The 24,406-nt window shown below is 69.8% G+C and carries 19 protein-coding genes and 1 pseudogene; 12 read left to right on the forward strand and 8 right to left on the reverse strand.

The genetic code is table 11. The features are described 5' to 3' along the window. Positions 1 to 59: 59 nt before the first annotated feature. The 3 genes from C8K36_RS21365 to C8K36_RS21375 form a co-directional block, all read right to left on the reverse strand. Positions 60 to 356 carry a DUF2470 domain-containing protein gene (locus C8K36_RS21365; RefSeq protein WP_107986738.1) on the reverse strand — a complete coding sequence of 99 codons (297 nt, stop codon included), beginning with the start codon at positions 354 to 356 and terminating at the stop codon, positions 60 to 62. Further along, a complete protein-coding gene (locus C8K36_RS21370) occupies positions 353 to 1,618 on the reverse strand; it encodes an MFS transporter (protein WP_107986740.1) in 1,266 nt (421 codons plus the stop codon). Before C8K36_RS21370 ends, C8K36_RS21365 begins: the two co-directional genes overlap by 4 nt. Before the next feature lie 138 nt (positions 1,619 to 1,756). Continuing rightward, entirely contained in the window at positions 1,757 to 2,275 is a 519-nt protein-coding gene (locus C8K36_RS21375) for a TspO/MBR family protein (RefSeq protein WP_107986742.1), read from the reverse strand. A gap of 186 nt (positions 2,276 to 2,461) precedes the next feature. Between C8K36_RS21375 and C8K36_RS21380 the strand changes: the two genes are divergently transcribed. The 3 genes from C8K36_RS21380 to C8K36_RS21390 all read left to right on the forward strand — a co-directional run bounded on the left by C8K36_RS21380 (position 2,462) and on the right by C8K36_RS21390 (position 7,658). Further along, a complete protein-coding gene (locus C8K36_RS21380; RefSeq protein ID WP_107986744.1) occupies positions 2,462 to 4,141 on the forward strand; it encodes a phospholipase D-like domain-containing protein in 1,680 nt (559 codons plus the stop codon). Between the two features lie 152 nt (positions 4,142 to 4,293). Continuing rightward, positions 4,294 to 5,556 carry a fibronectin type III domain-containing protein gene (locus C8K36_RS21385; RefSeq protein WP_107986746.1) on the forward strand — a complete coding sequence of 421 codons (1,263 nt, stop codon included), beginning with the start codon at positions 4,294 to 4,296 and terminating at the stop codon, positions 5,554 to 5,556. Positions 5,557 to 5,579: 23 nt separating this feature from the next. Then, entirely contained in the window at positions 5,580 to 7,658 is a 2,079-nt protein-coding gene (locus tag C8K36_RS21390) for a hypothetical protein (protein ID WP_107986748.1), read from the forward strand. 41 nt (positions 7,659 to 7,699) lie between these two features. Here C8K36_RS21390 and C8K36_RS21395 read toward each other — a convergent pair whose 3' ends face one another. Then, positions 7,700 to 10,222 (reverse strand): ABC transporter permease, encoded by a 2,523-nt coding sequence (locus C8K36_RS21395; protein WP_107986750.1) that lies wholly within the window; start codon positions 10,220 to 10,222, stop codon positions 7,700 to 7,702. 2 nt (positions 10,223 to 10,224) lie between these two features. Further along, positions 10,225 to 10,995 carry an ABC transporter ATP-binding protein gene (locus tag C8K36_RS21400; protein WP_107986752.1) on the reverse strand — a complete coding sequence of 257 codons (771 nt, stop codon included), beginning with the start codon at positions 10,993 to 10,995 and terminating at the stop codon, positions 10,225 to 10,227. A gap of 109 nt (positions 10,996 to 11,104) precedes the next feature. Here C8K36_RS21400 and C8K36_RS21405 point away from each other — a divergent pair, with 109 nt between their 5' ends. Beyond that, positions 11,105 to 12,355, forward strand: coding sequence for a sensor histidine kinase (locus C8K36_RS21405; RefSeq protein WP_107986754.1), 1,251 nt, complete (start codon positions 11,105 to 11,107; stop codon positions 12,353 to 12,355). Further along, complete coding sequence (locus C8K36_RS21410) at positions 12,343 to 12,987, forward strand: response regulator (RefSeq protein ID WP_107986756.1); 645 nt, start codon at positions 12,343 to 12,345, stop codon at positions 12,985 to 12,987. Before C8K36_RS21405 ends, C8K36_RS21410 begins: the two co-directional genes overlap by 13 nt. Before the next feature lie 7 nt (positions 12,988 to 12,994). Here the strand turns inward: C8K36_RS21410 and C8K36_RS21415 are convergent, their stop codons facing one another. Next, positions 12,995 to 13,309 carry a hypothetical protein gene (locus tag C8K36_RS21415; protein ID WP_107986758.1) on the reverse strand — a complete coding sequence of 105 codons (315 nt, stop codon included), beginning with the start codon at positions 13,307 to 13,309 and terminating at the stop codon, positions 12,995 to 12,997. A gap of 150 nt (positions 13,310 to 13,459) precedes the next feature. Between C8K36_RS21415 and C8K36_RS25505 the strand changes: the two genes are divergently transcribed. Continuing rightward, positions 13,460 to 13,528, forward strand: a complete 69-nt coding sequence (locus C8K36_RS25505) for a hypothetical protein (protein WP_354371112.1) — start codon at positions 13,460 to 13,462, stop codon at positions 13,526 to 13,528. A 74-nt stretch (positions 13,529 to 13,602) separates the two neighbouring features. On the opposite strand, the pseudogene C8K36_RS25510 reads toward C8K36_RS25505, so the two are convergent. After that, positions 13,603 to 16,152: pseudogene (locus C8K36_RS25510) on the reverse strand (cation-translocating P-type ATPase); the annotation flags it as partial. Between the two features lie 1,403 nt (positions 16,153 to 17,555). Continuing rightward, positions 17,556 to 18,158, reverse strand: coding sequence for a hypothetical protein (locus C8K36_RS21425; RefSeq protein ID WP_258195536.1), 603 nt, complete (start codon positions 18,156 to 18,158; stop codon positions 17,556 to 17,558). Between the two features lie 288 nt (positions 18,159 to 18,446). Between C8K36_RS21425 and C8K36_RS21430 the strand changes: the two genes are divergently transcribed. From C8K36_RS21430 to C8K36_RS21455, 6 genes are read left to right on the forward strand one after another with little or no spacing between them, the layout of a single operon-like run. Continuing rightward, a complete protein-coding gene (locus tag C8K36_RS21430; RefSeq protein ID WP_107986762.1) occupies positions 18,447 to 19,484 on the forward strand; it encodes an NrtA/SsuA/CpmA family ABC transporter substrate-binding protein in 1,038 nt (345 codons plus the stop codon). 2 nt (positions 19,485 to 19,486) lie between these two features. Beyond that, positions 19,487 to 20,347, forward strand: coding sequence for an ABC transporter permease (locus C8K36_RS21435; RefSeq protein WP_107987047.1), 861 nt, complete (start codon positions 19,487 to 19,489; stop codon positions 20,345 to 20,347). Then, positions 20,344 to 21,162, forward strand: coding sequence for an ABC transporter ATP-binding protein (locus C8K36_RS21440; RefSeq protein ID WP_107987045.1), 819 nt, complete (start codon positions 20,344 to 20,346; stop codon positions 21,160 to 21,162). Before C8K36_RS21435 ends, C8K36_RS21440 begins: the two co-directional genes overlap by 4 nt. Then, positions 21,159 to 22,199, forward strand: a complete 1,041-nt coding sequence (locus tag C8K36_RS21445; RefSeq protein ID WP_107986764.1) for an ABC transporter substrate-binding protein — start codon at positions 21,159 to 21,161, stop codon at positions 22,197 to 22,199. The genes C8K36_RS21440 and C8K36_RS21445 overlap by 4 nt, the downstream gene beginning before the upstream one ends. After that, positions 22,196 to 23,242: an LLM class flavin-dependent oxidoreductase gene (locus tag C8K36_RS21450; protein ID WP_107986766.1), complete on the forward strand. Its 1,047-nt coding sequence runs from the start codon at positions 22,196 to 22,198 to the stop codon at positions 23,240 to 23,242. Before C8K36_RS21445 ends, C8K36_RS21450 begins: the two co-directional genes overlap by 4 nt. Next, on the forward strand, positions 23,239 to 24,396 hold the full coding sequence (locus C8K36_RS21455) for an LLM class flavin-dependent oxidoreductase (RefSeq protein WP_107986768.1): 1,158 nt from the start codon (positions 23,239 to 23,241) through the stop codon (positions 24,394 to 24,396). Before C8K36_RS21450 ends, C8K36_RS21455 begins: the two co-directional genes overlap by 4 nt. Positions 24,397 to 24,406: the final 10 nt, after the last annotated feature.

Raw genomic sequence — 24,406 nt, forward strand, 5'->3', positions numbered from 1 at the left:
CGTCCGTGCCGTTTGCAACGATCGTTGCATTCGGCACGGACGATACCGCCGGCGCCCTGTCAGTGCTCGTTCGGCGCGACCCCGAGCTTGTCGCATGCCGCGCGGTACAGCGCGACCACCTCCGTGCGAATCGACGCCCGGTCGGTGACCGGTCCCAGCCACGGCACGTGCACGGTCCGCTCGGCGCCGTCGACGTCGGCGACCCATTCGCCGGCGTCGCCGTCGAGTCCGGTCATACGGGCGGCACTGGCGTTCGGCTGGGCGAAGGCGCGCACGATGAGCAGGTTGTCTTCGGTGTGGTCGCCATTCATGTGGCCGGTCACCGCGGTGATAACGGCGGCATCGAAGGTAGTCATGACGGTGAGCCTAACCTCACCGTCGGGGGCTTCCGGTCGGCGTCCAGTTCGCGCAGCACCGGCAGGGAGAAGCACACCGCGGCGACCGCGACCACCGGGATCGCGAGCACGAAGAACGTGGTGCGGATGCCGAGTTGATCGATGAGGGGTCCGGCCAGCAGGTAGCCGAGCGGCCCGGCCGCGTACGCGGTGGACGTCATCACGCCGACGACACGTCCGCGCATGTGCTCGGGACTGCGGGTCTGCATGGCCCAGTTGGCGATCGGGCCCACAGGCCCGTATACGAGGCCGATCACGACGGACAGGCCGAGCAGCACCCAGAGGGGTGGCAGGAACGCCATGCCGATCATCGCGAGGCCCAGTCCGGTGACCGCGACGAGCATCAGATTCCGGCGTTTGAGATAGGGCGCGAGGGCCCCGTAGGACAGCGCGCCCACGAGTCCGCCGATGCTCATCGCCATCAGTACCCAGCCGAGTTGGGCAGGCTCGCCGCGGTCGGTGAAGTACTTGGGGAACAACACCGATTCGATCGGCATGTACAGCGCGACGATGACCATGTCGACCAGTGCCAGGGTGCGCAGCAGGCGGTCCCGCCACACGAACTTCAGCCCCTCGAGCGTGCCCGTCCACATCGATGCCGGGCGGGTCGCATGGTCGGGCCGGCCCGCATTTTCGAGGCGCAGGAATGCGATCGTCACGAGCGACAGCACGAAGCAGATTGCGGTGACCCACAGCGTGCTCTCCGGTCCGATCAGTGCGATCAGCACGCCACCGACACCCGGACCGATCAGGTACGCCACGTTGTAGTTGGCCTCGTACAGGCTGTTGACGCGGTCGAGTCGCCACCCCGCTGCCTTGGTCGCGGCCGGCAGCATCGATTCGCGGGCCGAGATCCCGGCCGGGTCGAACGTCGCACCGAGCGCCGCGAGTGCCGCGAGGATCGGCACCGACAATCCCACCGTCCCCGCGACGACGGGAATCGCGGCCACCGACAATGCGGACAACGCGTCCGACACCAGTGACGTGGGTCGGCGGCCGAACCGGTCGACGACGGTGCCCGAGAACAGGCTCGCGAGCAGTAGCGGGAGGGTGGCCGCGCCCGCGACGATCGCGGCGTCGGTGGCGCGTCCGGTCTGTTCGAGAACCAGCCACGGCAGCGCGACGATCACGATGCCGTTGCCGGTGGCCGACAACAGCGTCGCGACGTTGAGCAGGATCAACGGTGCGAGACTGCGGGATGCGGTCACGTCGGGGGTGGTCACGGCACGGGCCTTCTGTCGAGCGGGCGTCGTTCCGAAGCTAACAGCGCGACAGGAAGCCGTGCGAGTGGTTTTCGCGGAGCGACCGTTGCGCGCAGATTCTGGAGGATCCCGCGCAAGCACCGAAGGCGTCGTCGCGGGCTATTGTTCCCCGCGCCGAGAGGCGGCGAAGGTGCCGTCAGCGTGTTGTGATGCGGGATCGTTCACGGATGCCGTCAGGGCGGTCGCAAACAGGCTCCATCCGAGGTAGGCGCTCAGGATGGCGCCGTTGACCCGGTCCCGGCGGGCCACATCGACGACTTCGGTGGCGAGAGCCACGTCGAGAGCCGCGATCACCGCCAGCGACAGTCGCTTGCTTCGGACTCCGAAGAAGGTATGCGGCCACACGGCATTCAAAGCAAGTTGAGTCCCGTGCAACGCCCACGTCCGACGCGGCGTCCCGGCGCCGACCATCCGCCAGCCCACGACACCGATGCCGGTGTAGAGCCCGGTCCAGACCGGACCGAACACGCTGGCAGGAGGCGCCCACGCCGGCTTCTCCAACTGCGCGTACACGTCCGGGGCTCGCCGGCTACCGAATGCTCCGATCGCGGCCGCTGCCGCCGGCGCTCCCACCGCGACCACGGACGCAAGCAAGGGCTTACGAGTTGTGAACGTCATGTACTCGCTCCTCTCCCGCAAGGTAGGAAAGCAATCACGCACCGGGTTTTCCGTTCATCATGACGCTACGCCTCGGGACGGCGGCCGGTTGCCGCGGCGGCAATCGTGAGTCCGACAGTGACTCTGTGCTTGTGCACGATTCGGGTCTGGGATGATCTCGGCGTGCCCCAGAACTGGATCCGAGGGATGACTGCGACTCTGTGGGGTCGAATCCGCGCGATCATGCGCCGATTGTCGTCGGCGTTCGGCCGCTCCAGCCTGGCCCTGACGGGACGCCGTGAGCAGTTCGATCCGGCCCATCCGTGGTTTCTCAGTGCTACTGAACGAGACAACAGCGACACCCGGATTCGGGAGTGGACCGACAGCAACGACGTCATCCCGCTGATTCATGGAAGGGTCTACTTCGCGGCGCTGGCGAAGGCGTTGGCCCGCGCCGGTTCCAACGACCTGGTGCTGTTCACGGATTGGCGCGGCGACGCCGACCAACAGCTCGTCGACGGCGTGACGGTGGCCGATGCATTTGCGGGCGCCGCGCGCAGGGGCGCGACGGTCCGGGGAATGATGTGGCGCTCGCACATCGAGACTCTCGGCTTTCCCGGTCGCCGCAACCGCAAGCTCGCGGAGGCCCTCGAGGCCGCCGGTGGCGAGGTGATCCTCGACCAGCGGGTTCCTGCGCTCGGCAGCCATCACCAGAAGTTCGTCGTGGTCCGCTATTCCGACGTGCACACTCCGGACGTCGCGTTCGTCGGCGGTATCGACCTGGCGCGGGCGCGCCGCGACGACGCCGACCACTTCGGCGACCCGCTGAGCCGGCCGTTTCCACCCGAGTACGGCGAGACCCCGGCGTGGCACGACGCGCAGTTGCAGATCCACGGCCCCGCCGTACGCGACGTCGAGGACGTGTTCCGAGAGCGTTGGGAGGATCCCGCCGCACTGTCCCGATTGCCGTGGCACGCGCTGCCGGACATCCTGCGCGGTCTCACCCGATCTCCGTCCGAACTGCCCCCTCCTGCAACACCACCCGAGCCCTGTGGAACCTGCTCGGTGCAATTGCTGCGAACCTATCCTCGCCGCCGGCCCGCGTACCCGTTTGCGAGGGAAGGGGAACGCAGCGCAGCCAAGGCCTACGCGAAGGTGCTGCACCGCGCGAAGAGCCTGGTGTACGTGGAGGATCAGTACCTGTGGTCGGTGGATGTGGCGCGCGTGTTTGCCGAGGCGCTGCGCCGCGAACCGCGACTGCGATTGGTGGCGGTCGTCCCCAAGTATCTCGACGACGACAGTCCCATCACCATTCCGTCCGCGTTGCTGGGGCACTCGTCGGCGCTCGAGACCATCCGTGATGCCGGTGGAGATCGGGTACTGGTTCTCGACCTCGAGAACGACCGTGGAATACCCGTGTACGTGCACTCCAAGGTGTGCATCGTCGACGACACCTGGGCAGCAGTGGGCAGTGACAACTTCAATCGGCGCTCCTGGACGCATGATTCGGAGTTGACGGCCGCCGTGGTGGACACCGCGCGGGACGTGCGAGCGCCTGTCGATCCGTCCGGACTCGGTGACGGCGCGCGTCGATTCGCCCGCGATCTGAGGCTCCAGTTGGCCCGGGAGCACCTCGGCAGGGACGACGATGACGACGCGGATCTGATCGACCCCGACCGATTCTTCGATGTCGTCACCGATAGCGTCGACGCGCTGGACCGCTGGCATACGGCGCCGTCGGCCGGTACCCGACCGCCGGGTCGGCTGCGGCGACACCACATCGACGTTCCACCGCAGTGGCAGCAGCGCGCCGCCGCCCTCGTCTACCGCCTGGTGGTCGACCCCGACGGGCGACCCTTCCGAATGCGGCTGCGCCGCACCTACTGAGCGGGCGGGCGGGCCGGCGTGCTGCGCAAAATGTTCGGTTAATTGGACAACCCGGGCGGCGTGCGCGGATTGCCGGGCAATAATGCGCACGCCGTCGAACGGATCGGGCGACGGTTCTTTCTCCTCAACCGTTTCCGTCAGATCGGGGTTCAATGACGACACTGGAACGAACCAGACAAATAGTAGCTTTTGCCGCGGCCGCGGCAGTCCTGTCGGCGGCCGGTGCATGCTCGGCCGACTCGGGTGGCAGCTCGGCGCCTCCGGAGAGCTCGTCGCCCCCGGTGGTGACGGAGAGCTTCCTCGGTCTGCCGTCCAGCTACGTGATCTCCGACGTGACGGACATGTTCGATGCGCCGTACGGGATCGCAGCGTCGCCCGACGGGAACTACCTCTACATCAGCGGCGGAAACGGCCCGCGCGCGTCGGTGGCACGCATCACCGGCGACCTCGACCACGTGACATGGCTCGACCCGGAGGAATCGGGATTCGACCTTCCCGGACAGATCAGCGTCGCCCCTGACGGCACCGTCTACGTCGTCAACCGAGGCAACAACTCCATCTCGATCGGTAGCGGCGAGCGGTGGCGGACAGTACCCGCTTCCCAGGGGCGATTCGACAGCCCCGAAGCCGCCGTGGGGCTGGCCGACGGAACGGTCTTCGTCACCAATACGGGCAACAGCACGGTCTCCGTGAGCCACGACGGCGGGGCCACCTGGGTGACCGTCGGCTCCGACACCGGTCACTTCGCCGCCCCGACCGCAGCTGCCGCATCCGACGCCGGTGAGGTCTTCGTCGCGAACGCGGGCGACGGATCGTTGTCGGTGACCCGAGATGCGGGAAGGTCGTGGGACTCGATACCTGCCGATCGGACCGGACTCGGAGCGCCGCACTCGATGGCGGTGGGGCCGGCCGGCGAAATCTACGTCACAGATCATTCTGCCGGCACCCTCACGCGCAGTCTCGACGGTGGGCGAACATGGTCCACCGATGGAGGTTTCGACAATATCTGGGGCGTCACTGTCGCCGATGACGGCGCCCTGTATCTCACCGATGCCATCAACACCGCGGTCGAGGTTCACTCCACAGCGGGCACGGCAACAGGGCTGACGGCGACCTGGAGTACTCCGGGGACCCTCGCCGTGAACTGGAAGCCGGCGCCGAACACGGGGGGAAGCGCGGTCCGTCGGTACGCCGTGACTGCCGAGCCGGATTTCACCGAGGAACAGCTCGTGGCGTTCCTCTCCGATCGGAAGGCCGGGTCACCCGAACCGTCCTGGACCGTCGAGACCGACACCGCCAGTGGCTCGACGGCGATCGAGGGCCTGCCGCCCGGGATCGCGGTCGACGTGACGGTCGTCGCTGTCAACGATGCCGGTTTCGGTGATCCCCTCACCGTGCGGGTGGATGCCCGATGACCGAATCTTCGAAAGGAATTGTGATGGGTCGTCGGCGAATCCTGGCACTGGTGCTCGGAATGGTCGTGTTCGCAGGGCTGTTCGCGGCAGCGGGTGTCCCGGCCGCGAACGCACAGACCTCGTCTGCTGCCACCCCCGCCGTCACCTCGTCGGCCCCGTCATGGAGCAAGCACCCGCTCCCTTGCGACAGCGCCACCACTCGGTGTCAGGTCTTCTTGAACGGTGCGACGGGCGACAGCGGCGAGCGGTACCTCCTCGGCACCAACCAGAACTTCCTCACGTCGAAGCTGCGTTGGTGGTCTGCCGCAGAACTTTCGGATCAGAGTCGGCGATCCGAGTTCAGCTGGAACATCGACACCGTCAGCACAACTCCGTACTTCATGGTGAGGCAGAATGCCGGTACCGGGAAGTGCCTGTACAACAAGTGGACCAGACTCGACTTCAGCCCCCTGAGCGCAAAGTGCGACTGGAACGACGACACATTCCTCTGGTACGTGCGTCCCGTCGACCAGAGTCCCGACGCGTTCCAGATCGTCAGCAAGAGTGCCGGTGAATGTTGGGACTACCACGGGCGGTCCGACCACTATTTGGGGACCTCGTTCTGTGACGCGAACAGCGCGTGGCAACGTATCGAGGCGGTCAACGAGTCGCAGCGCGCACTGCTCACGCAGCTTGCTCTGCGCTACGCCTATTGGTCGTGCACGGATCCCGCGACCGGCGCCGATACCGGCAAGTGCGAGTTCGCTGCGGACGGCCCGCCGTCTGCCGTGGCTCAACCCGTTGTCAGAACCGTCTGCCCCAGTGATCGGGCGGTGCCGAACCCGTATGTCAACGAGTCGACCGCACCCGTCCAGTTCACCACCGTCCGCGAGGCGACGAGTGAAGCGTCCTCCCAGTGGCGCGAGGCCGTGAAGGTGGGGGCTTCGGCGGACGGACTCTTCGCGAAGGTCCTCAAGGTCAGCGGCGAGTACACGAAGGAGTGGGGCGGGGCGAGGAAGGACGGGACGAGAAAGTCGGAGACCGTAGCCCTCACGGCACCTGCCCGCAGTGTCTTCTGGTTCTACGACCGCACCGTCGAACTCCCCATTCCCGGAACCTGGACCTTCGACAAGGGCACGGGCCACTCCTGGACCTACAAGGAGACGGTGAACGTTCCGGTCGTCGGTAAGGGCGGGGCATCGACGATGGTGGTGCAGAATTCCGCGCCGATCGCCGACTTCGACCGAAACACGTTCAACTGCACGATGAATGGCTCGCCCACTGTCCGGGACGGTGGCTCGCCCGCCGTCGACATCGGCCGTGGGCTCGCCGCGCCCGTCGTCGGGCAGTCCGTCACCGTCACCAATGGCACCTGGAACAGCACCGACACCGACTGGACCTATTCGTACCAATGGATGCGCGACGACGAACCGATCGTCGGAGCCACGGAGCGGGCTCTGGCCGTCTCGGAGGGCGAAGTCGGAAAGCGTCTGTGGGCCAAGGTCGCAGCGCATCACCCCGGATACCTGGACGGCCACGCCGATTCCGCGCGCACGGCACCCGTGGCGCCTGCTCCGAAGAAGGAGCTCGCCGCCACGACGACGTCGGCGCCTCCCACTACGGCGCCTTCCACTACGGCGCCTTCCACGACGGTGCCTCCCACTACGGTGCCTCCGACGACGGCGCCTTCCACGACGGTGCCTCTGACGACGACGTCGCCGGTGATCGAGCCCTCCATCCAGGCGTCGAGTACGGTTCCGCCGTCAGCCCCCGCGACGACCGCGGACACCGCCCCGGTGCCCGCGGACACCTCGATCGCGATCGCTGCCACCCGGCCCGGGTCGAGTACCGCCGATGATCCGTTGTCGCTGACCGTGCGCGTGTCGAGCCCGGCCTCGGGGTTGGTGGGAATCGTGACGCTCTACGAGGTGATGGGCGACGGAACTACCCGCGAGATCGATCGCGCAGCCGTCGGTGGCACCGGCGGCCGCAAGATCGCCACGGCCACCTTCGACCTGCCCGACGACCTGACCCCGGGCACGCATACCTTGCGGGTCGTGTTCACCCCGAACACCGCCGGTCACTCGCGGTCCGAGAGTCAGCAAGTCGTCAGCGCCGAGTGACAACACCTCGGGGTGGCCTGCCCGCAGGCCACCCCGAGGGACTATTCCCGGGTCCCGATTGCGGTCACCGGGTCCTGACGCAGCGCGGTCCGGGTGGGAATCGCGATCGCGCCGAGCCCCAACAGCACCGTCACCCCGAGGATGAGGGCGTAGACGAGGGGCGAGACGCTCGGGACCGGACGCCCCGACACCGCAGCCGCGACACCCGCGAGCGGGGGCAACGCAATGAGGGAGCCCACCACCGCGGCGACGGTCACCACGATTACCGATTCGGCGCGCATCATCGCGCGCACCTGCCGGGTGCTCGCGCCGACGAGTCGCAGCAACGCGAACTCGCGGCCGCGTTCGGCGGTGGCGAGTACGAGGGTGTTCACGACCGCGACAGCGAGGTAACCGAGAAGGACGGCGAGTGCGACGATGCTCACCCACGCCTGCGTGCGGCGCTGCTCCTGGCCGGCCGCGCCGAACTCCGCACGATCGGAGACCGCGACGCCGCCCAGTGCGGTGATCGTGGCCCGGGCCTCGTCGACCCGCCCGGGTTCCGCTGTCACCAGGAGCATGTCGGTCAGTCCGGTGGTGGTGTGCGCCTGCACCTGGCGCGTCGGGAGGGTGACGTCGCCGAAGCCGAGGCCGCGGCCGTATGTCGCGACGACGGTCGGGGCGATGCGGGTGCCGTCGCCGAGTCGCAGCGGAACCGTGTCGCCCACATCGGCGCTCATGCCGAATGCGGCGTCGGTGCTGAGCGCGACGGTGCCGTCCCGCAACTGGCCGAGGTCGCCGTCGCGGACGTCGAGGTCGAGGGTCGACGATGTGGCCGCGGGATCGATGCCCTGCACGGGGTACGGGTCGGTGGACGGGGACTCGCCGCCGGTCGTGAACAGGGCGTGGGTTCGGGTGATCGGATTCACCGCGCGCACAGCGGAAGTCGATGCGATCGTGTCGACCAGTGCGGGTGCCAGACCAGTCGGGGCGGTCACGACCAGATCGGCCGTGATGCCCGCGCGGGACTGGAAATCGGCAGCCGCGGCAATGGTGTCCTGCGTGAACAACTGGACCGAACCGATCGCAATCGCCAGCGCCAGGGGAGTGATGGCGGACGCCAGTCGCCGGGCTCGTGCGCCGGAGTTGGCGGCGGCGAGCACGAGTGCGGGCGAGGCACTGCGGCGCAGCGGCCCTCCGAAACGTCGGACCGCTCCCGCGACCAGCATCGGACCCAGAAGTGCCACCGAGATCACCAGCAGCACAGCGGAGGACCCTGCACCTGCGAGGGCGGCCTGCCCGGGAAGTACCGCGGGCAGGAGCGACGTGGCGAGACCGCCGGCGCCGAACACGAGACCGGTGACGAGTCGGCCCTTGCCGATGGAGGCCGGCTCGACGGCCGACTCCCGCAGGGCCTCGGTGGGATCCAGCCGGGCCGGACGTCGGGCGGCGACCGCGGCCGCGATCCGCGCGGTGACGACGGCGAGCGCCACGCCGACCACGGCGGGCACCGGGCTGTAGGCGAGCGCGAAGTCGGACGACAGCACGCCGGCCTCGGTGAACTGCGCGCCCAGGACCTGCGCGAGGGCGTAGCCGGGGCCCGCACCGAGCAGCGCGGCGACGCCCGCGACCAGCAGCACCTCACTGCCGATCAGGCGATGCACCTGGCCGGGGGTGGCACCCATCGCGCGCAGCAGTGCGAACTCGCGGCGCCGCTGCTGGATCGACAGCGACAGCGTGCTTGCGACCACGAACATCGCGATCAGGATGGCCAGGCCGGCGAACGATCCGCACAGCATCATCAGTTCGCTGCGGGCCGCACCGGCGTCGAGGTATTCGACATCGCCGCGCGCGTTGCCGGTGTAGGTGCGCACATCGAGTCCGGGCAGCTGGTCGCGAATCCGGTCGGCCAGCGCCGACGCGTCGAGGCCGCTGTCGGCGAGCAGACCCACCGCCGCGACGCGGTCGCCGTGCGGCCACAACTCGTGGGCGCGGGTGTCGGACACGAACACCGACGCGGGACGGTCCGACGGTTCGGGTGTCGGCGCGGAGGCGACTCCGACGACGGTGTACTGCTCGCCGATCCCGCCGTGCCGCAGCGTGATCCGATCACCGACCGAGCTCGATCCCGTCACGACCACCTCGTTCGACGACGTCGGCGCCCGCCCGGACGTCAGGGCGTACGGTGCCAGGGCGCTCGACGCCCAGCCGTGCGCGTCGAGCGCGGTGCCGTCGTCGGTGGTGAGCGGCACACCGATGTCGCCGACAGCGGCGCGGACACCGGGGATCGTGGCGAGTTCGTCCACGGCGGAGTCCGGCAGTAGCGCTCGTTCGACGTACGGCTGGTCGACGTCCTCGCGGACGTCGAGGGCCTGCGCCGCGCCGACCACGACGTCGGCGCCCGCGTAGCGGTGCGGGGTGACGCCGCCGCGGATCCCCGATTCGAACAGCACGCCGAGCGAGCAGGTGAGCAGGGCGGCGCAGAACACCGCGACGAACACTGCCGCAAACCCGCCGCGACGCTGCCGGATGTTGGCGCGCGCGAGCGAACGCAGGCCCGTCCCGTGTGTGTTGCCGGCGCGCATACTCACCACTCCCCGAGATGAGTCATGTGGTCGGCGACCGCGGCGGCGGTGGGCGAGTCCATCCGTCCGACGAGCCGTCCATCCGCGAGGAACAGGACCCGGTCGGCGTGCGCGGCCGCCACCGGATCGTGGGTGACCATGACGACGGTCTGGCCGAGTTCGGTGGTGGTGCGGCGCAGGAGGTCGAGCACCTGACGTCCGGTGCGGCTGTCGAGCGCGCCGGTGGGTTCGTCGGCGAACACCGCGTGCGGCTGGGTGATGAGAGCCCGCGCGATCGCGACGCGCTGCTGCTGACCGCCGGACATCTCGGCCGGACGCCGGTCCTGCTTGTCGGTCAGACCGACCGCGTCGAGGACGTGGTCGAGGTGCGCGCGGTCGGCCGTGCGGCCGGCGAGCAGCAGCGGCAGCGTCACGTTCTGTTCGACGGTCAGCGCCGCCATGAGGTTGTACGCCTGGAACACGAAGCCGATGTGATCGCGACGGAACACGGTGCGGGCCTTCGGCTTCAGTGTGCTGATCTCGGTGTCCCCGAGCCAGACCGAGCCTCGGGTCGGCTGGTCGAGGCCGGCGGCGCAGTGCAGGAACGTGCTCTTGCCGGAGCCGGACGGGCCCATGACCGCGGTGAAGCTGCCGGGCGCGAGGGTGAGGCTGACGTCGTCGAGGGCGGTGACCTGAGTGCGTCCGGAGCCGTACGTTCTGCTGACGTCGGCGAGGCGGACGGCGGCCCGCGGCGGGCTCTGCACGAGCGGCGATGTGGCGGTGTAGGAGGTCATGGTCGAAACGCTATGGAGCAGAAGAGCCCCGGAACATCCCGCTCGGTACCGGATCGATGGTGTACCCAGCTGTACCGACACCGCCGTCCCGGTGCGGCATGCTGGACCGATGACGTGGACCGAACGCCTGAACGTGCGATGGGGCGCCGTCCGCTTCCTCGCGGTGGAGGCCGTCGCCGCGCTCGTGTCACTGTGCCTCCTTGTCGTCGGCCTCGTGATCGCGGCGACGTTGATCCTGATCGTCGGGTGGCTCGCGGTGCCGGGGTACCTGCGGGCACTGCGGTGGTGGGCGGGCCTGGCACGCGAGCGGGCGGGGCGGTACACCGGAACGGTGGTGGGGGAGCGCTACCCGCCGATCCCGGACAGCCCGGGCTTCGACGACCTCCGACGCCTGCTCACCGCGCCGTCCACCCGGCGCGACTTCGGATGGGTCGCGGCACACTCGATCGCGGCGCTGACCGCCGGCCTGCTCGCGGTCGCGCTCCCGCTGGCGGCGCTCAACACGCTGGCCATTCCGTTCTACTGGTGGGCCCTGCCGCCGGACGAGCCTGTGAGCAGCATCTACCCGGTGACGTCGTGGTGGGGCGCGGCCCCGATGCCACTCGTCGCCGTCGGCTACGCGGTGCTCGGGTGGTGGCTGATCCCCGTGATGGCCCGGGGAATCAGCGGGCTCGCGGCGCGACTCCTCGCGCCGCGACGGGAAACCGAACTGTCCGAGCGGGTCTCGGCGCTCACCGCGAGCCGGGCAGCCGCCCTCGACGCCCACGCGGCGGAGCTGCGGCGCATCGAACGCGACTTGCACGACGGTGCCCAGAACCGGCTCGTGGCCGTCGTGATGATGCTGGGGCTGGCCGAACGCTCGCTGCGGGTGGCTCCCGAACAGGCTCTGCCACAACTCCTTCGCGCCCAGGACGCCGCGTCGGACGCGCTCTCCGAACTGCGGACCCTCGTGCACGACATCTACCCGCCCGTGCTCGACGAACTGGGTCTCGGCGGCGCCGTCTCCGCGCTCGCGGGCCGCAGCGCGGTGTCGTGCGTGCTCGACGTCGACGGCCTGCGCCGTGCTCCGGCGGCGGTGGAGGCCGCAGCGTACTTCGTCGTCGCCGAGGCCCTCACCAACGTCGCCAAGCACAGCGGCGCCGCGCACGTGCAGGTCACCATCGCGACCCGCGACGACGAGCGCGGGGCGACCATGGTGATCGACGTCCTCGACGACGGTGTGGGCGGTGCCGTCGAGAAGTCGGGCAGCGGATTGGCCGGCATCCGCCGTCGCGTGGCAGCGTTCGAGGGGACCGTGACGTTGGACAGCCCGCTCGGCGGGCCGACGAGACTCGAGGTGGAACTGCCGTGCGGATTCTGATTGCCGAGGACGATGCTCTGCTCCGGGAGGGCCTCGCGCTTCTGCTCGGCAGTGTCGGGATCGAGGTGACCGCCGCCGTCGACGACGCCGAGAAGTTCCTCGACGCGTTCGAGACCGACCCGCCCGATGGCGCGGTTCTCGATGTGCGGATGCCCCCGACGTTCACGAACGAGGGCCTGAAGGCCGCGATCGAGGCCCGGCGTCGGCGCCCGGGCTTTCCGGTGCTGGTGCTGTCGGCGTACGTCGAGGACCGCTACGCCGGCGATCTGCTCTCGGGTGGCGCGGGCGGCGTCGGGTACCTACTCAAGGAACGGGTCGGCAAGGTCGAGGAATTCGTCGACACGCTGCGACGGGTGGTCGACGGCGGCACCGTCATGGACCCCGAGGTGATCTCGCAGTTGATGAGCCGGCGCCGCGCCGACGACCCGATCCGGAGCCTGACGCCCCGCGAGTCGGAGGTGCTCGGGCTGATGGCCGAGGGGCTCGGAAACGCCGACATCGCCCGCAAGCTGGTGGTGAGCGACACCGCGGTGAGCAAGCACATCGGCAACATCTTCGCCAAGCTCGGGCTGGCGGCGTCGGACAGCGGTCATCGTCGCGTCCTCGCCGTGCTCGCGCACCTGCGGTCCTGACGCGGCGTCAGGCGCTCTCGAGCGCCTCGCCGACCTCGCGTAATGCGCGATGTCGCTGGTCCTCGGCGAGCGCGTGCCCGACGGCGATCGCCAGCGCCACCGGCCAGTCGATTACCTCGAGTGCTGCGAGAAGTCCGAGTGCGCCGAGGTAGGCGAGTTGTTCGGGCTTGGGAACACACACGTCGCCGATGATCGGGAGGCGGATCGCGAACCGCGAGCCTTGCGCTATTCGCTCCAGGGCGGCGCTGTGCGATTCGGTCCCGTGCGATGCGGTCCTGTGCGAATCCAGGTTGATCCCGCGGTCGAGGGTTGCTTCGGTCATAGTTCGCCCTGCCCATCCTCGTCGTTCACCTGCCGTACACCTACGGCGGTCATCGTGGGTGTCGTGATCGTTTCGTTATCCACGCTCTCCGCCTTCGTGTCCGCCGTCCGGCCGTCGGGTCCGGACCCGTTGACCGGTGCTGTCACGGCCGTGCTCACTCCGCCGCTGCGCCACGCGTACGCGGTGCTGTTGCGTACCGGGGTGCTCGTCGTCGACTGAGTCGTCGGCTCGTTTCTTGCCGACCACCAGGTGAGGGCGTGCGGTGCGAGCGCGGCGCCCGCGGTCGCGCCTGCCGCCGATCCGAGGGCCTGTGCCCATGCGATCGGACCCAGCGGAGTGCATCCGAGGAACTGACTCAGCCCGGGAACACTGATCACCCCGGCGAGCGCTGCCAACGATCCGACGGCCGTCGCCACCACCAGTGGGCTGCGGGAGTCGATGAGCGTCTGACCCAACTGGGCCCCCACCAGCGCGACCAGGCCCACCGTCGACGCGCGCCGGGGACGACCGGTGATCGACGCCATGCCCCACGCCACACCCGCGCCCGCCGCGGTCGCGGTGCCGCGGATCGCGACGGTCCGCCACAGCGCGGCGCGATCCGGCCCGCGACCGTCGTACGAGTGATTCCGATTGGGCGGACTCACCGCGAGTGCCGCGGCTGGGAGCGCATCGGTGAACAGGTTCACCAGCAGCAGTTGCCGCGCGTTGAGCGGTGCGCGCCCGCTGATCGCGCTCCCGATCAGCGCGAACGCGACCTCGCCGGCATTGCCGCCGAGCAGGACGGAGACCGCCGACTGCACGCGCTGCCACAGCTGTCGCCCCTCGTCGATGGCGTCGATGATGGCGTCGACGTGCCCGCCGATCAGGAGGATGTCCGCCGCGCTGCGCGCCGGATGGCTGCCGTGGGAAGTCACACCGATACCGATGCTCGCCGCCCGGATTGCGGCGGCGTCGTTGGCGCCGTCACCGACCATCGCGCACACGTGCCCGGCGCGCTCGAGTGTCTGCACGATCTGGACCTTCTGTTCCGGTGACATGCGGGCGAACACCCGCCGCTCCCGGACGGCGGCCTCCTGGTGCCGATGCGACAGGGCCTCCCATTCGCTTCCGCTCATCACGTCGTCGGCGGTCACGGCCAGTCCCAGGTCCCGGGCGATCGCCGCCGCGGTGACCGGATGGTCGCCGGTGATCAGGCGCACCGAGACACCGCGATCCTCCAGGTCCGGCAACAGCTCGGCCGCCTCCGGGCGGATGGTGTCCGACAGGCCCAGCAGTCCGATCGGTTCCATCCCACGGCCGCACAGGGATTCGACGACGTCCGGGTCCTGCGCGGCCCGCGCGGCCTCGGCGTCGGTCACGGTGCGGCGCGCCACCGCGATCACCCGCAGGCCGTCCTCCGCCATCGACTGGACGTCATCGACGATCGATTGGAGCGTGTTCGGTGCGGCGCCGGTGCAGGCCGCCAGGACCACCTCAGGTGCGCCCTTGACGACCAGTTCGTTCTCCTGCAGCGCCGCGGCGAACGGGCGGCCCGCCCGGAACGGCAGCAGCACCTCCGAGGTCAGGGCCTCCTCGGGTCGGTCCGCCGCGTCGACGACGGCGCGGTCCGTCGCGTGGGCCGCGGCGCGGCCGTCCGCCGTCACGGATGTACGGGCCGCGGAACGGATCACGCGATCGCGGTCGTGTCCACCGATCGGGCGAACCTCCGTCACCCGCAGCCGATCCTCGCTGAGGGTGCCGGTCTTGTCGAAGCACGCGACGTCGACCCGCCCGAGCGCCTCGACGGATCGTGGGGTCCGGACCAGTACAGAGGCATGCGTCAGACGTCGGGCGGCAGCCTGCTGTGCCAGGGTGGCGACGAGCGGAAGTCCCTCGGGCACAGCGGCGACCGCGACCGCGACCCCGCTCGTGACCGCGGAGCGCAAACCTCCGCCGCGCAGCATGGAGGTGACGGTGACGAGTGCGCCACCGCCGATGCTCACCGGCAGCACGCGGTCGGTGAGGGCTCGCAGTTGCGACTGCAGGCCCACTTTGTGGACCGGGGCGGGTGACAGTGCCGCGGCCCGCCCGGTCTCGGTGCCGTCGCCGACGGCGGTGACCAGTGCGGTCGCGGTCCCGGTCAGGACGGTGGTCCCGGCGAAGAGCATGCAGGTGCGTTCGGCCAGCGGGACGCCCGGCGTCGCATCGGTCTGCTTGTCGACCGGCATCGACTCCCCGGTGAGTGACGACTCGTCCACCTCGACTCCGTCTGCCTCGATCAGTCGGCCGTCGGCGGGCACCACTTCACCGGGCCGCACCTCGATCACGTCGCCGGGCTGCAAGAGGTGGGCGTCGATCGACTCGTAGCCGCCGCCCTCGCTGTCGACCCGACGTGCCGGTGCGTCCTGGACCGCGAGCAGGCGGGTGAGGAGCCGCTCGGCGTGCAAGCGCTGCGCGGCGGACAGTGCGGCGTTCCCGACCAGCACGGTTCCGACGAGGATCGCGTCGACGGGGGAGCCGAGTACTGCGCTGGCCGCCGACCCCGTAGCAAGGATCGGGGTGAGGGGATCGGACAGTTCGGTGCGCAGTGATCGACCGAAGTGCCACGCGACCGTGACGGGCCGGCGGATCCAGTCGACTGTGGTGCCGATGCGCCCGGACGCCGCCTCGGCGGTGAGCGGCTGCGGGGTGCCGACCAGCCGTCGAACACGGTCGACCGACATGGCGTGCCAATCCTGCTGCGGGTTCGGCCGTGGGGGCTCGGCCCCGAGCACGTGTCCGGCGAGCGTGTGCCCGGTCCACAGTGCCGCACCCGCACCCGCACTGACCGGACCCGGGCCGCCGCCGTGAGTTCCTGGAATCATCAGGAGCGAGCCGAGAAGGGAAGCACCGGAAGCGATCTCGATGCCCCTTCGGCTGGCGGTACGGGCCGCGGGCAGCGCGTGCACGACGCGCCAGGCCGCAGTGAGGTCCGGTACGAGCAGGTCGCAGGTCGGGGTAGCGGTGGCAGCTGCCAGGCAGACGCTCACGTCCGCCGCAGTCACCGCATCCGGACAGTCCTTGGCGAGGACGGCTACCGTCCCACCGGCCTCGCGGAGGCCTTCGACGGTTCCGACGAGATCCGAATCGACTGTTCCGCAGGGTTTTCGGAGGTCGTCGAATGCCGAGCGCAGGGTTCCGAGGGCTTCGTCGTCGATCGAGTGGACCGTGACCCCGGCCTGCCTCGCCTGCTCGAGCAGCGCACCGCCCAGTGCGTCGCGGACGGGGGAGATCAGCACCGCGGCATCGTCGTCGTCTCCCGGGCCGGCGCCGTTCGCGACGGCAGCCAGCGGATACCAGCCCTCGTCGAGGTCTCCCGAATCGATCGCGGTCCGCGCCGCCTCCCACACCACGGCGCGGCGGTCGTCGCGTACGCCTCGGATGCGGCTGACCCGGAGCTCGGAGGTGAGTAGCGCCCGCGGGTCGACGACGAGTGCCGTCACCGCGTCGAGGCGGCGCAGGACGTCGGGCCCGCGGCACAGGATGCCGTGATCGTCGGCGAGTCCACGACCCAGCGTGCTCGCGAAGGACTCACGGGCGATGCGGGCGGCCTTGGGTGCGGCGACGAGAGCGGCGGTTCCGGCCGCGCGCACGCTGCCCGTGGCGACGCCCACCGCTGCCGACCCGCCCAGTTGCGCCCACGCGGCGCGGGCGAGATGACGGTCGACGGGGCCGGCGGCGGCCGGGCTCGGGGAATCGTCGGATGGGGGTTGGTGGGGGCTGTTCTGCCACGCGCGCCGGTTGGCGAGGATCTCGCCGACCACCGACGCGCGCAGGAGCGCCTCGATCGCGAGCGGTGGCGGGGCCTGTACCAGCGTGAAACCGACCGCGGTCAGCGTCGACAGGAGCAGGTCCGTCCGGACGCGTCCGAGAGTGGATTCCAGTGCGCGGCGCACTGCCGGCTGGTAGTCGGCGAGCGTGACCGGCGCGGCGACCGCGAGGGGCAGTCGCGGGATGGGCAGCACCCGTCCGACGGTGGCGAGCCCGAACCCGAGGGAGTGTGCGGCGAGCGCGGTGATCCGTGCAGCGAGCACCGAATCATCCCAGGCTGGGGGCAGTGGTCGACGAGCGGCGACCGGGTCGGGAAGCCGGGTCGCCGACGCGAGCAGCCCGGTCAATACTCCCGCGGCGGCGGCGGTACCGACGGTGACGGTGGTCAGTGCGCCGTGGAGGGAACGTTCGGGCAGACTGCGCGCCCGTCCGATGATCGCCCCGACCCCCGCGATCCTCACCGAGTGGAACGCCCCCGCGGGCGGGACGTCGTGCTCTTCCGGGCGGCGGCTGACTTCGCCGCACCGCTCTTCGCCGCACCGCTCTTCGCCGCACCGCTCGTCGCCGCGGGCTTGGTGGCCTTCCTGGTGGTGGCTTTTCGAGTGGCAGTCTTTCGAGTGGCCGAGTTCAGGGCGGCGGTACCGTCGGCGTGTTCCTTCGGAGACTCGGCGACTGTGGTCGTTTTCATCGCCGCGGGTGGCCGAGCCGGGGGCGCGCCGCGCTCGTGGAGTTGCCTCAACACGAGCGCGGCGCCCCCGACGGTCAGGACCACCGGCCATTCGACGAGACCGACCGCACCTGCGGCGGCCATCGTCAATATGGCGGTGGGTGTGGAGTGGCTGCCTCGTTCGAGCCCGCGGCGGGTGCCGTCGGTGACGCCGCTGACGGCGCCCCGGACACCGCCGATCACACCGCCCACGGCCGCACCGCCGAGCGCGCCGATCGACGACGTGGTCACCTGTGCGATCCCGGACACCGTCCGCGCGGCGCCGTCTGTGAACGACGCCCGGCCGTTGCCGGAACTGCGGCCGTTATGCGAGGTGTTCCCTGTCTGTTCCATCGAACGCCCATCGTTCGGTTCACGGGTGGATCGACCCGGGCGCCTGCCACGGATCGTGTTGTCCCTCGCAGCCGAGTCTAAACCCGACCACTTGTGATGTGAACCTCTTCTCGTCGAGAGCGACACGAAATGTGCTGTGTGTCAACCGTTGTGTTCACGAAAAAGACAACCGGTGGATTCTCGACCGTCCGGTCCTAATGTTGCTCATCGTCATCCACTGAACGTGCCGGTCGAATCGACGTCGCGCGTTCGCATTTCATGTGTTCCCTTCCTCCGAGGAGTCTGAAGATGTTCCGTCTGCGCCGTCTGCCCCGAGTTGCTCTCGCGCTCGCGCTCGTTCCGCTGGCGGGCATGGCGGTGGCGTGCGGTAGCGGTGAGCAGGCCGAGGCGGCAGCAGGTGCTGCGACCGGTCCGACGTTCGCGCTCAAGGTGTACGACCCGGGCAACTCCGGAGCGATCGCCGTCGGCAAGCGCGACGGCGACTTCGAGCGGGCACTGGCTCCCCTCGGCGCCCGGATCGAATGGGTGAAGACCACACCGGGATTCAGCTCCAACCTCAAGCTGTTCAACACCGGCGAGCTGGACATCCAGACCGGCGCCTACAGCCCGGTGGTCGGCGCGCTGTCCAAGGACGTGGGGGTGCAGATCTTCGCGACGTCGGATCCGTACAACAAGGATCAGAGCGGCATCATCGCCACAGCCGGGTCGGGAATCTCGACGCTCGCGGACCTGAAGGGCAAGCGGGTCGCGGTGAACCCGGCCGCCAAGGGGGAGTACATCGTCCTCAAGGCGCTCACCGAGGCGAACATCCCGATCGACTCGGTCGAGCGGGTGCCGCTGCAGCAGACCGATGCGGCATCGGCCTTCTCGACGGGTCAGGTGGACGCGTGGGCGTCGTTCCTGGCGCCGTACCAGGAGGCGAAGTCCAAGGGCGCCAAGGAGATCGCGACCGAGGGTGACATCAAGTCGGTCGACAACACGATCATCGCCGGCCGCACCGCCGTGCTGCAGGCGCACCCCGAGGTGGTTCGGAAGTTCCTCGAGGTCACGCAGGACCTCACCCGGCGCCAACGCGAGAATCCGGCGGCGTTCGAGAACGTCTTCGAGCAGGCCGGTCCGCGCGCGCTGAGCGGTCAGCGCCTCGACGACGCCATCGCGCTCGGCGGCCAGGTCACCGACTTCCGGTACCCGACCACGGTCGACGAGGCCGACCTGCAGTCGGTGGCCGACCTGTTCTATCGCAACGGCGTCATTCAGCGGCAGATCACGGCGTCCGACCTCACGTTCGAGTTGCAGGACGCGGCCGCGGCGAAGCCGGGGGCTTGACGATGACCGTCACCGTGCACGCACCCGACGAAGCGGCGCCGCGGTCCGCGGGACCCCTCGCACTGGAGGAACCCGTCTATCGCAGGCAGAGTTGGCGCCCGCCGTGGCTGTCGCTGCCACTGCGCCTGCTGGTTCCCGCGGTGCTCCTCGCCGGGTGGTGGATCGGGTCGGCCACCGGCCTGATCTCCGAGGCCGTGCTCGCCCCGCCCGCGAAGGTGTGGGACGCGCTGGCCGAGCTGTATTCGACAGGACAGTTGGTGGACTTCTCGCTGGCGTCGCTGCAGCGGGCGGCAATCGGCGTGCTGTTCGGCACCGTGATCGGCCTGGTCCTCGGTGTGCTGTCGGGACTGTCCCGGCTCGGTGAGGAACTGATCGACTCGACGATGCAGATCAACCGGGCTGTCCCGTTCCTGGCGTTGGTGCCGCTGTTCATCGCGTGGTTCGGGATCGACGAGACGTTCAAGGTGGTACTCATCGCGGTCGCGACGGTGGCCCCGATGTACGCCTACACGTACCTCGGCGTTCGCAACGTGGATCGGAAGATGGTCGAGGCCGCGCGCGGATTCGGGCTCACCGGCTGGCGGCTCGTGGCGGAGGCGGTCCTGCCGGCGGCGCTGCCCGGCGTGCTGATGGGGTTGCGAATCTGCCTCTCGCTCAGCATTACCGGTCTCATCGCGGCCGAGCAGGTCGGCACCCGTGAAGGCATCGGCTACCTGGTCACCCTGGCACAGGAATACAACCGCACGGACTACATGGTGCTGTGCGTGGTCCTGTACGCGGCGCTCGGTCTCGTGTTCGACGCGATCGTGCGCGTCATCGAACGCTTCGCGATGCCGTGGCGACGACTGTCGGTGGTCCGATGAGCGCCGCGCAGGCCCCCCTGCCGCCGCTGGCTCAGCGCGAACGAAGCGCGACCACCGCGGCCGCCCGTCGATCCGGGGAACCGGTCGCCGTGCAGTTGCGGGACGTGCGGAAGAGTTTCGGGGACAAGACGATTCTCGGCGGCGTCGATCTCACGATCCACCGCGGCGAGTTCGTGGTGCTCCTCGGGCCCAGCGGCACGGGCAAGACCACACTGCTGCGCCTGCTCACGGGGCTCGAGCGCCCGGACGCTGGGGAGATCCGCGTCCCGCGCCAGCGGACCGTCGTCTACCAGGAGCCGAGACTCATCCCGTCCAAGCGGGTGCTGGGCAACGTCGTCGTCGGACAGCGCAGGTCCGCGTCTGTTCGCACGGCCGGCGCCAGGGCGCTCGAGGAGGTCGGGCTCGCCGGCAAGCACAAGGACTGGCCCGCGACCCTGTCCGGTGGCGAGGCGCAGCGCGTCGCCCTGGCCCGCGCGTTGGTCCGCGAGCCGCAACTGCTGCTGCTCGACGAACCGTTCGCCGCGCTCGATGCACTCACCCGGCTCCAGATGCAAGATCTCGTCGGTGATCTCGTCGCACGGCACCGACCGGCCGTCCTGCTCGTCACCCACGACGTCGACGAGGCCGTCCGGCTCGCCGACCGCGTCCTGATCCTCAATGAGGGTTCGTTCGCGGTCGATGTCGACATCGACCTGGCACGTCCCCGCGACCGCAACGATCCCGAGGCACTGCGCTACCGCGCGGCGTTCCTCGCGGAACTCGGCGTCGGCAGAACCGCCGACGACGCCCACCATCCCGGAAGGAGTACCCCGTGACCGCAACCGCATCACCCCTCGACACCCTTTGGTACACACGGTGCCCCGTTCCCACCGCGAGCGGACTCGCGCACTCGCTGGGCTGGCTCGCCGCGACTGCGGGCGACGCCGGGCTCGGGTTCGAGATCCTGCAGGACGCCGACGTGGAACTGGCCGAGCGCCACTTCGATCACGGGCTGTCGGGCCTGATCCGCGAGGGCGGCAACGTGCCCGCTCTCGCGGCCCGCGCCGAGGGCGCCCCTACCCGACTGATCGGACTGACCTGGATCGACGAGTCGCAGGCGATCCTCGTCGGGCCCGCCGCGTCCCTGGATTCGCCCGCCGAACTCGCGGGACTGCGGATCGGCATTCCCGCGTGGGCGGCCGACCGGGCCCGCAGCTTCCCCCGGGCGATGGCACTGCATGGCTTCGCGTCGGCGCTGCGCCTCGGTGGGCTCACCTTCGCCGACGTCGTGACCGTCGAGGTACCCGCCGATCCGAACCCTCAGGTGCGCACAGCATCCCGGACCCGCAGCACGACCTGGGGTGTCGAGGCGCTGCTGCGAGGCGACGTCGATGCCGTCTACGTCAAGGGTGCGCGGGCGCAGGAGGTGGCCCGCGAGCACGGCCTGCAGGTAGCCGTCGACCTCGATGCCACCGAGTCGAAGCGGCTGCGGGTCAACAACGGCACCCCGCGCCCCATCACGGTGCACGCCGACCTGCTCGAGTCCCGACCCGACCTGGTGACGGCGTTCCTCGTGCAGACGTTGCGCGCGGCGGACTGGGCAGCCGACAACCTCGACGAGGTCCGCGACGTGTTGGCTCGGGAAACCTTCGCCGGCGCAGCCGGGGTGGAGGCCGCCTACGGCGACACATTCCATCGCGGCCTGCACCCGACGCTGTCGGCGGAGCGGATCGAACTGCTCGACATCCAGAAGCAGTTCCTCTACGCGCACGGCTTCCTGGCCGCCGACTTCGACCTCGCGTCGTGGGTGGCACCGGAGCCGCTGCAGCGGGCCCACGAGCTGCTCGCATCCGATCGGAAGGTGGCATCGTGACGAAGTTCCTGTGGGAGTTGCCGGTCCGCGGCGACGGGCGGCATGTGGAGGCCGTCTCGGCGCGACGCGACGGTTTCGACTTCCTCGACCAGGCGATCCTCGCCGCCGAGCTGTCCGGGCTGGACGGCATCGTGATCCCGCACGACACCGAGGGCGACGACTCCTGGGTGGTGGCGGGGTCCGCGCTTCGTCGCACCCGGCACGCCCGGGTGACAGTCGAGTTCCATCCGGCGTTCGGCACCCCGGTGTACGCCGCGAAGCTGTCGGCGACGCTGCAGCGGCTGTCCGCGGGACGGCTCGATTGGCGGCTGCGGGTGGACGTCGATCCCGATGATGCGCAGTCGCGCGGTGACCGCGTCACCGGCGCCGATCGCTACCGCCGGGCCCGCGAGTTCCTCACCGTCGCGCGCGGAGTGTGGAACGACGATCAGGTGCTGCCCGGGCGGTTCGGGGGCACCGGGTTCGAATTCGCCGGTGAGTTCTACGACGTGATCGACGGCGGATTCCGCGGCATCCTGTCCGGACTGCCGTTCCCGACCGTGTACCTGTCGGGGACGTCGCCCGAGGCGATCGCGCTGTCCGCCGAGCACGCCGACGTGCACCTGCTCGACGAGCAGCCGCACGGTGTCGGGGCCACGATCGCCGAACTACGCAGCGCTGCGGCCGGGTTCGGACGCACTGTCCGGATCGGACTGGAGGTGCCGATCGTCGCGCGGGAGGACGCGGACGAGGCGTGGGCGCGCGTGCTGCGGCAATGGCGCGAGGTCCACCCGGAGGCCACCGTGGCCGACGTCAGGTCCCTCACGCTCGACGGCTCGCGCTGGGCCGGTTTCGACCGCATCGGCTACGGGCAGCAGGTGGGCCTGGTCGGCAGTTACGAGCAGGTGGCGCAGTCACTCTCGCGCTACCGCGAGCACGGCGTCGACACGTTCGTGCTGACCGGACACCCCCACCTCGAGGAACTGCATCGTGCCGGTGAGCACCTGCTGCACCTCGTCGACCCCGCCGGCCGCACGCTCGCTGGACAGGAGATCCCCGCATGAGCACCGACTTCTACTGGCGCATCGGGATGGAGGGCGATCATGCCTCGCTCCGCACCCCGCGCCGTTACAACCGTGGTCACGCGGGCGGGCACGGGCCCGGCAACATCGCGCCGGCAATTCGCGGTGGTGAACTCGACGGCTACAGCTACATCGACCACATCGCCGCAGTGGTGAAGGCGTCGGAGTCCGCCGGATTCGTGGGCGGCCTGCTGCCCTCGTTCCCGATCACGGAGGACCCGTGGGCGGCGGCGTCGGCATTGGCCCGCGAGAGTGATACCTACCGGTTCATGGTGGCGTTCCAGCCCGGATTCCTGCATCCCGTGCAGGCCGCACGGATGTCGGCGAGCCTGCAGCGGGCCACCGGCGGCCGTCTCGTCTACAACATCATCAGCGGCGGCGGGGGAGCACCGCAGCTGTGGTGGGGCGACAAGGTGGCACACGACGACCGCTACGCCCGCACCACCGAATTCCTCGACGTGCTGCGGGGGGTGTGGGACGGTGCGCCGTTCGACTACGACGGCCGCTTCTTCCGCACCGACGGTGCCGCCCTGCCACCGCTGCTGGCCGGTCAGCCGTTCCCGGAGGTGTTCTTCTCCGGGTCGTCCGGTGCCGCCGTGGCCGCGGCGGGACGGCACGCCGACTACTACCTGTCGTGGCTGGAGCCGTTCGCGGATCTACGGGCCAAGTTCGACGGCGTCCGTGAGCACTCCGCGAAGCTCGGCAGCACCCCCAAGTTCGCGGTCCGCATCGACATCGTCGCCCGGCACACCGAGGAAGCGGCGTGGGCCGAGATCGAGAAGGGCTGGGCGTTCGTCGACCGCGACGCCGCCAATCGTGCCGCGCAGGGTGATTCCGTCGGCGCCGCCCGCATCGCGGGCTGGGTGCCCGAGAACATCACCGGCTACCGCGATCTCGAGGTCCAGCCCAACGTGTGGTGCGGCTTCAGCCTCATCCGCGGCGGGCCCGCGTTCGGCCTTGTCGGCAGCTACGAGCAGGTCGCCGAACGGCTCGACCAACTGACCGACCTCGGCGTGGACGCGTTCATCCTCGCCGGCAACCCCCACCTCGAAGAGGCCTACCGCGTGGGCGAGGAGGTGCTGCCACTACTGCGCAGCACCACCCCCACCCAGGTCCGCAGTCTTTCCGCCCGATAGGAGCACTTCC

The organism is Rhodococcus sp. OK519, assembly GCF_003051005.1.
Classification (GTDB): Bacteria; Actinomycetota; Actinomycetes; order Mycobacteriales; family Mycobacteriaceae; genus Prescottella.

Excerpts from the sequence above, each read along its gene's own strand:
- C8K36_RS21415 (WP_107986758.1), bottom strand. The coding sequence starts at position 13,309 with ATGACCGAAGCAACCCTCGACCGCGGGATCAACCTGGATTCGCACAGG.
- C8K36_RS21405 (WP_107986754.1), top strand. The coding sequence starts at position 11,105 with ATGACGTGGACCGAACGCCTGAACGTGCGATGGGGCGCCGTCCGCTTC.
- C8K36_RS21365 (WP_107986738.1), bottom strand. The coding sequence starts at position 356 with ATGACTACCTTCGATGCCGCCGTTATCACCGCGGTGACCGGCCACATG.
- C8K36_RS21375 (WP_107986742.1), bottom strand. The coding sequence starts at position 2,275 with ATGACGTTCACAACTCGTAAGCCCTTGCTTGCGTCCGTGGTCGCGGTG.
- C8K36_RS21400 (WP_107986752.1), bottom strand. The coding sequence starts at position 10,995 with ATGACCTCCTACACCGCCACATCGCCGCTCGTGCAGAGCCCGCCGCGG.
- C8K36_RS21435 (WP_107987047.1), top strand. The coding sequence starts at position 19,487 with ATGACCGTCACCGTGCACGCACCCGACGAAGCGGCGCCGCGGTCCGCG.
- C8K36_RS21425 (WP_258195536.1), bottom strand. The coding sequence starts at position 18,158 with ATGGAACAGACAGGGAACACCTCGCATAACGGCCGCAGTTCCGGCAAC.
- C8K36_RS21395 (WP_107986750.1), bottom strand. The coding sequence starts at position 10,222 with ATGCGCGCCGGCAACACACACGGGACGGGCCTGCGTTCGCTCGCGCGC.
- C8K36_RS21455 (WP_107986768.1), top strand. The coding sequence starts at position 23,239 with ATGAGCACCGACTTCTACTGGCGCATCGGGATGGAGGGCGATCATGCC.
- C8K36_RS21385 (WP_107986746.1), top strand. The coding sequence starts at position 4,294 with ATGACGACACTGGAACGAACCAGACAAATAGTAGCTTTTGCCGCGGCC.
- C8K36_RS21430 (WP_107986762.1), top strand. The coding sequence starts at position 18,447 with ATGTTCCGTCTGCGCCGTCTGCCCCGAGTTGCTCTCGCGCTCGCGCTC.
- C8K36_RS21440 (WP_107987045.1), top strand. The coding sequence starts at position 20,344 with ATGAGCGCCGCGCAGGCCCCCCTGCCGCCGCTGGCTCAGCGCGAACGA.
- C8K36_RS21380 (WP_107986744.1), top strand. The coding sequence starts at position 2,462 with ATGACTGCGACTCTGTGGGGTCGAATCCGCGCGATCATGCGCCGATTG.
- C8K36_RS21390 (WP_107986748.1), top strand. The coding sequence starts at position 5,580 with ATGGGTCGTCGGCGAATCCTGGCACTGGTGCTCGGAATGGTCGTGTTC.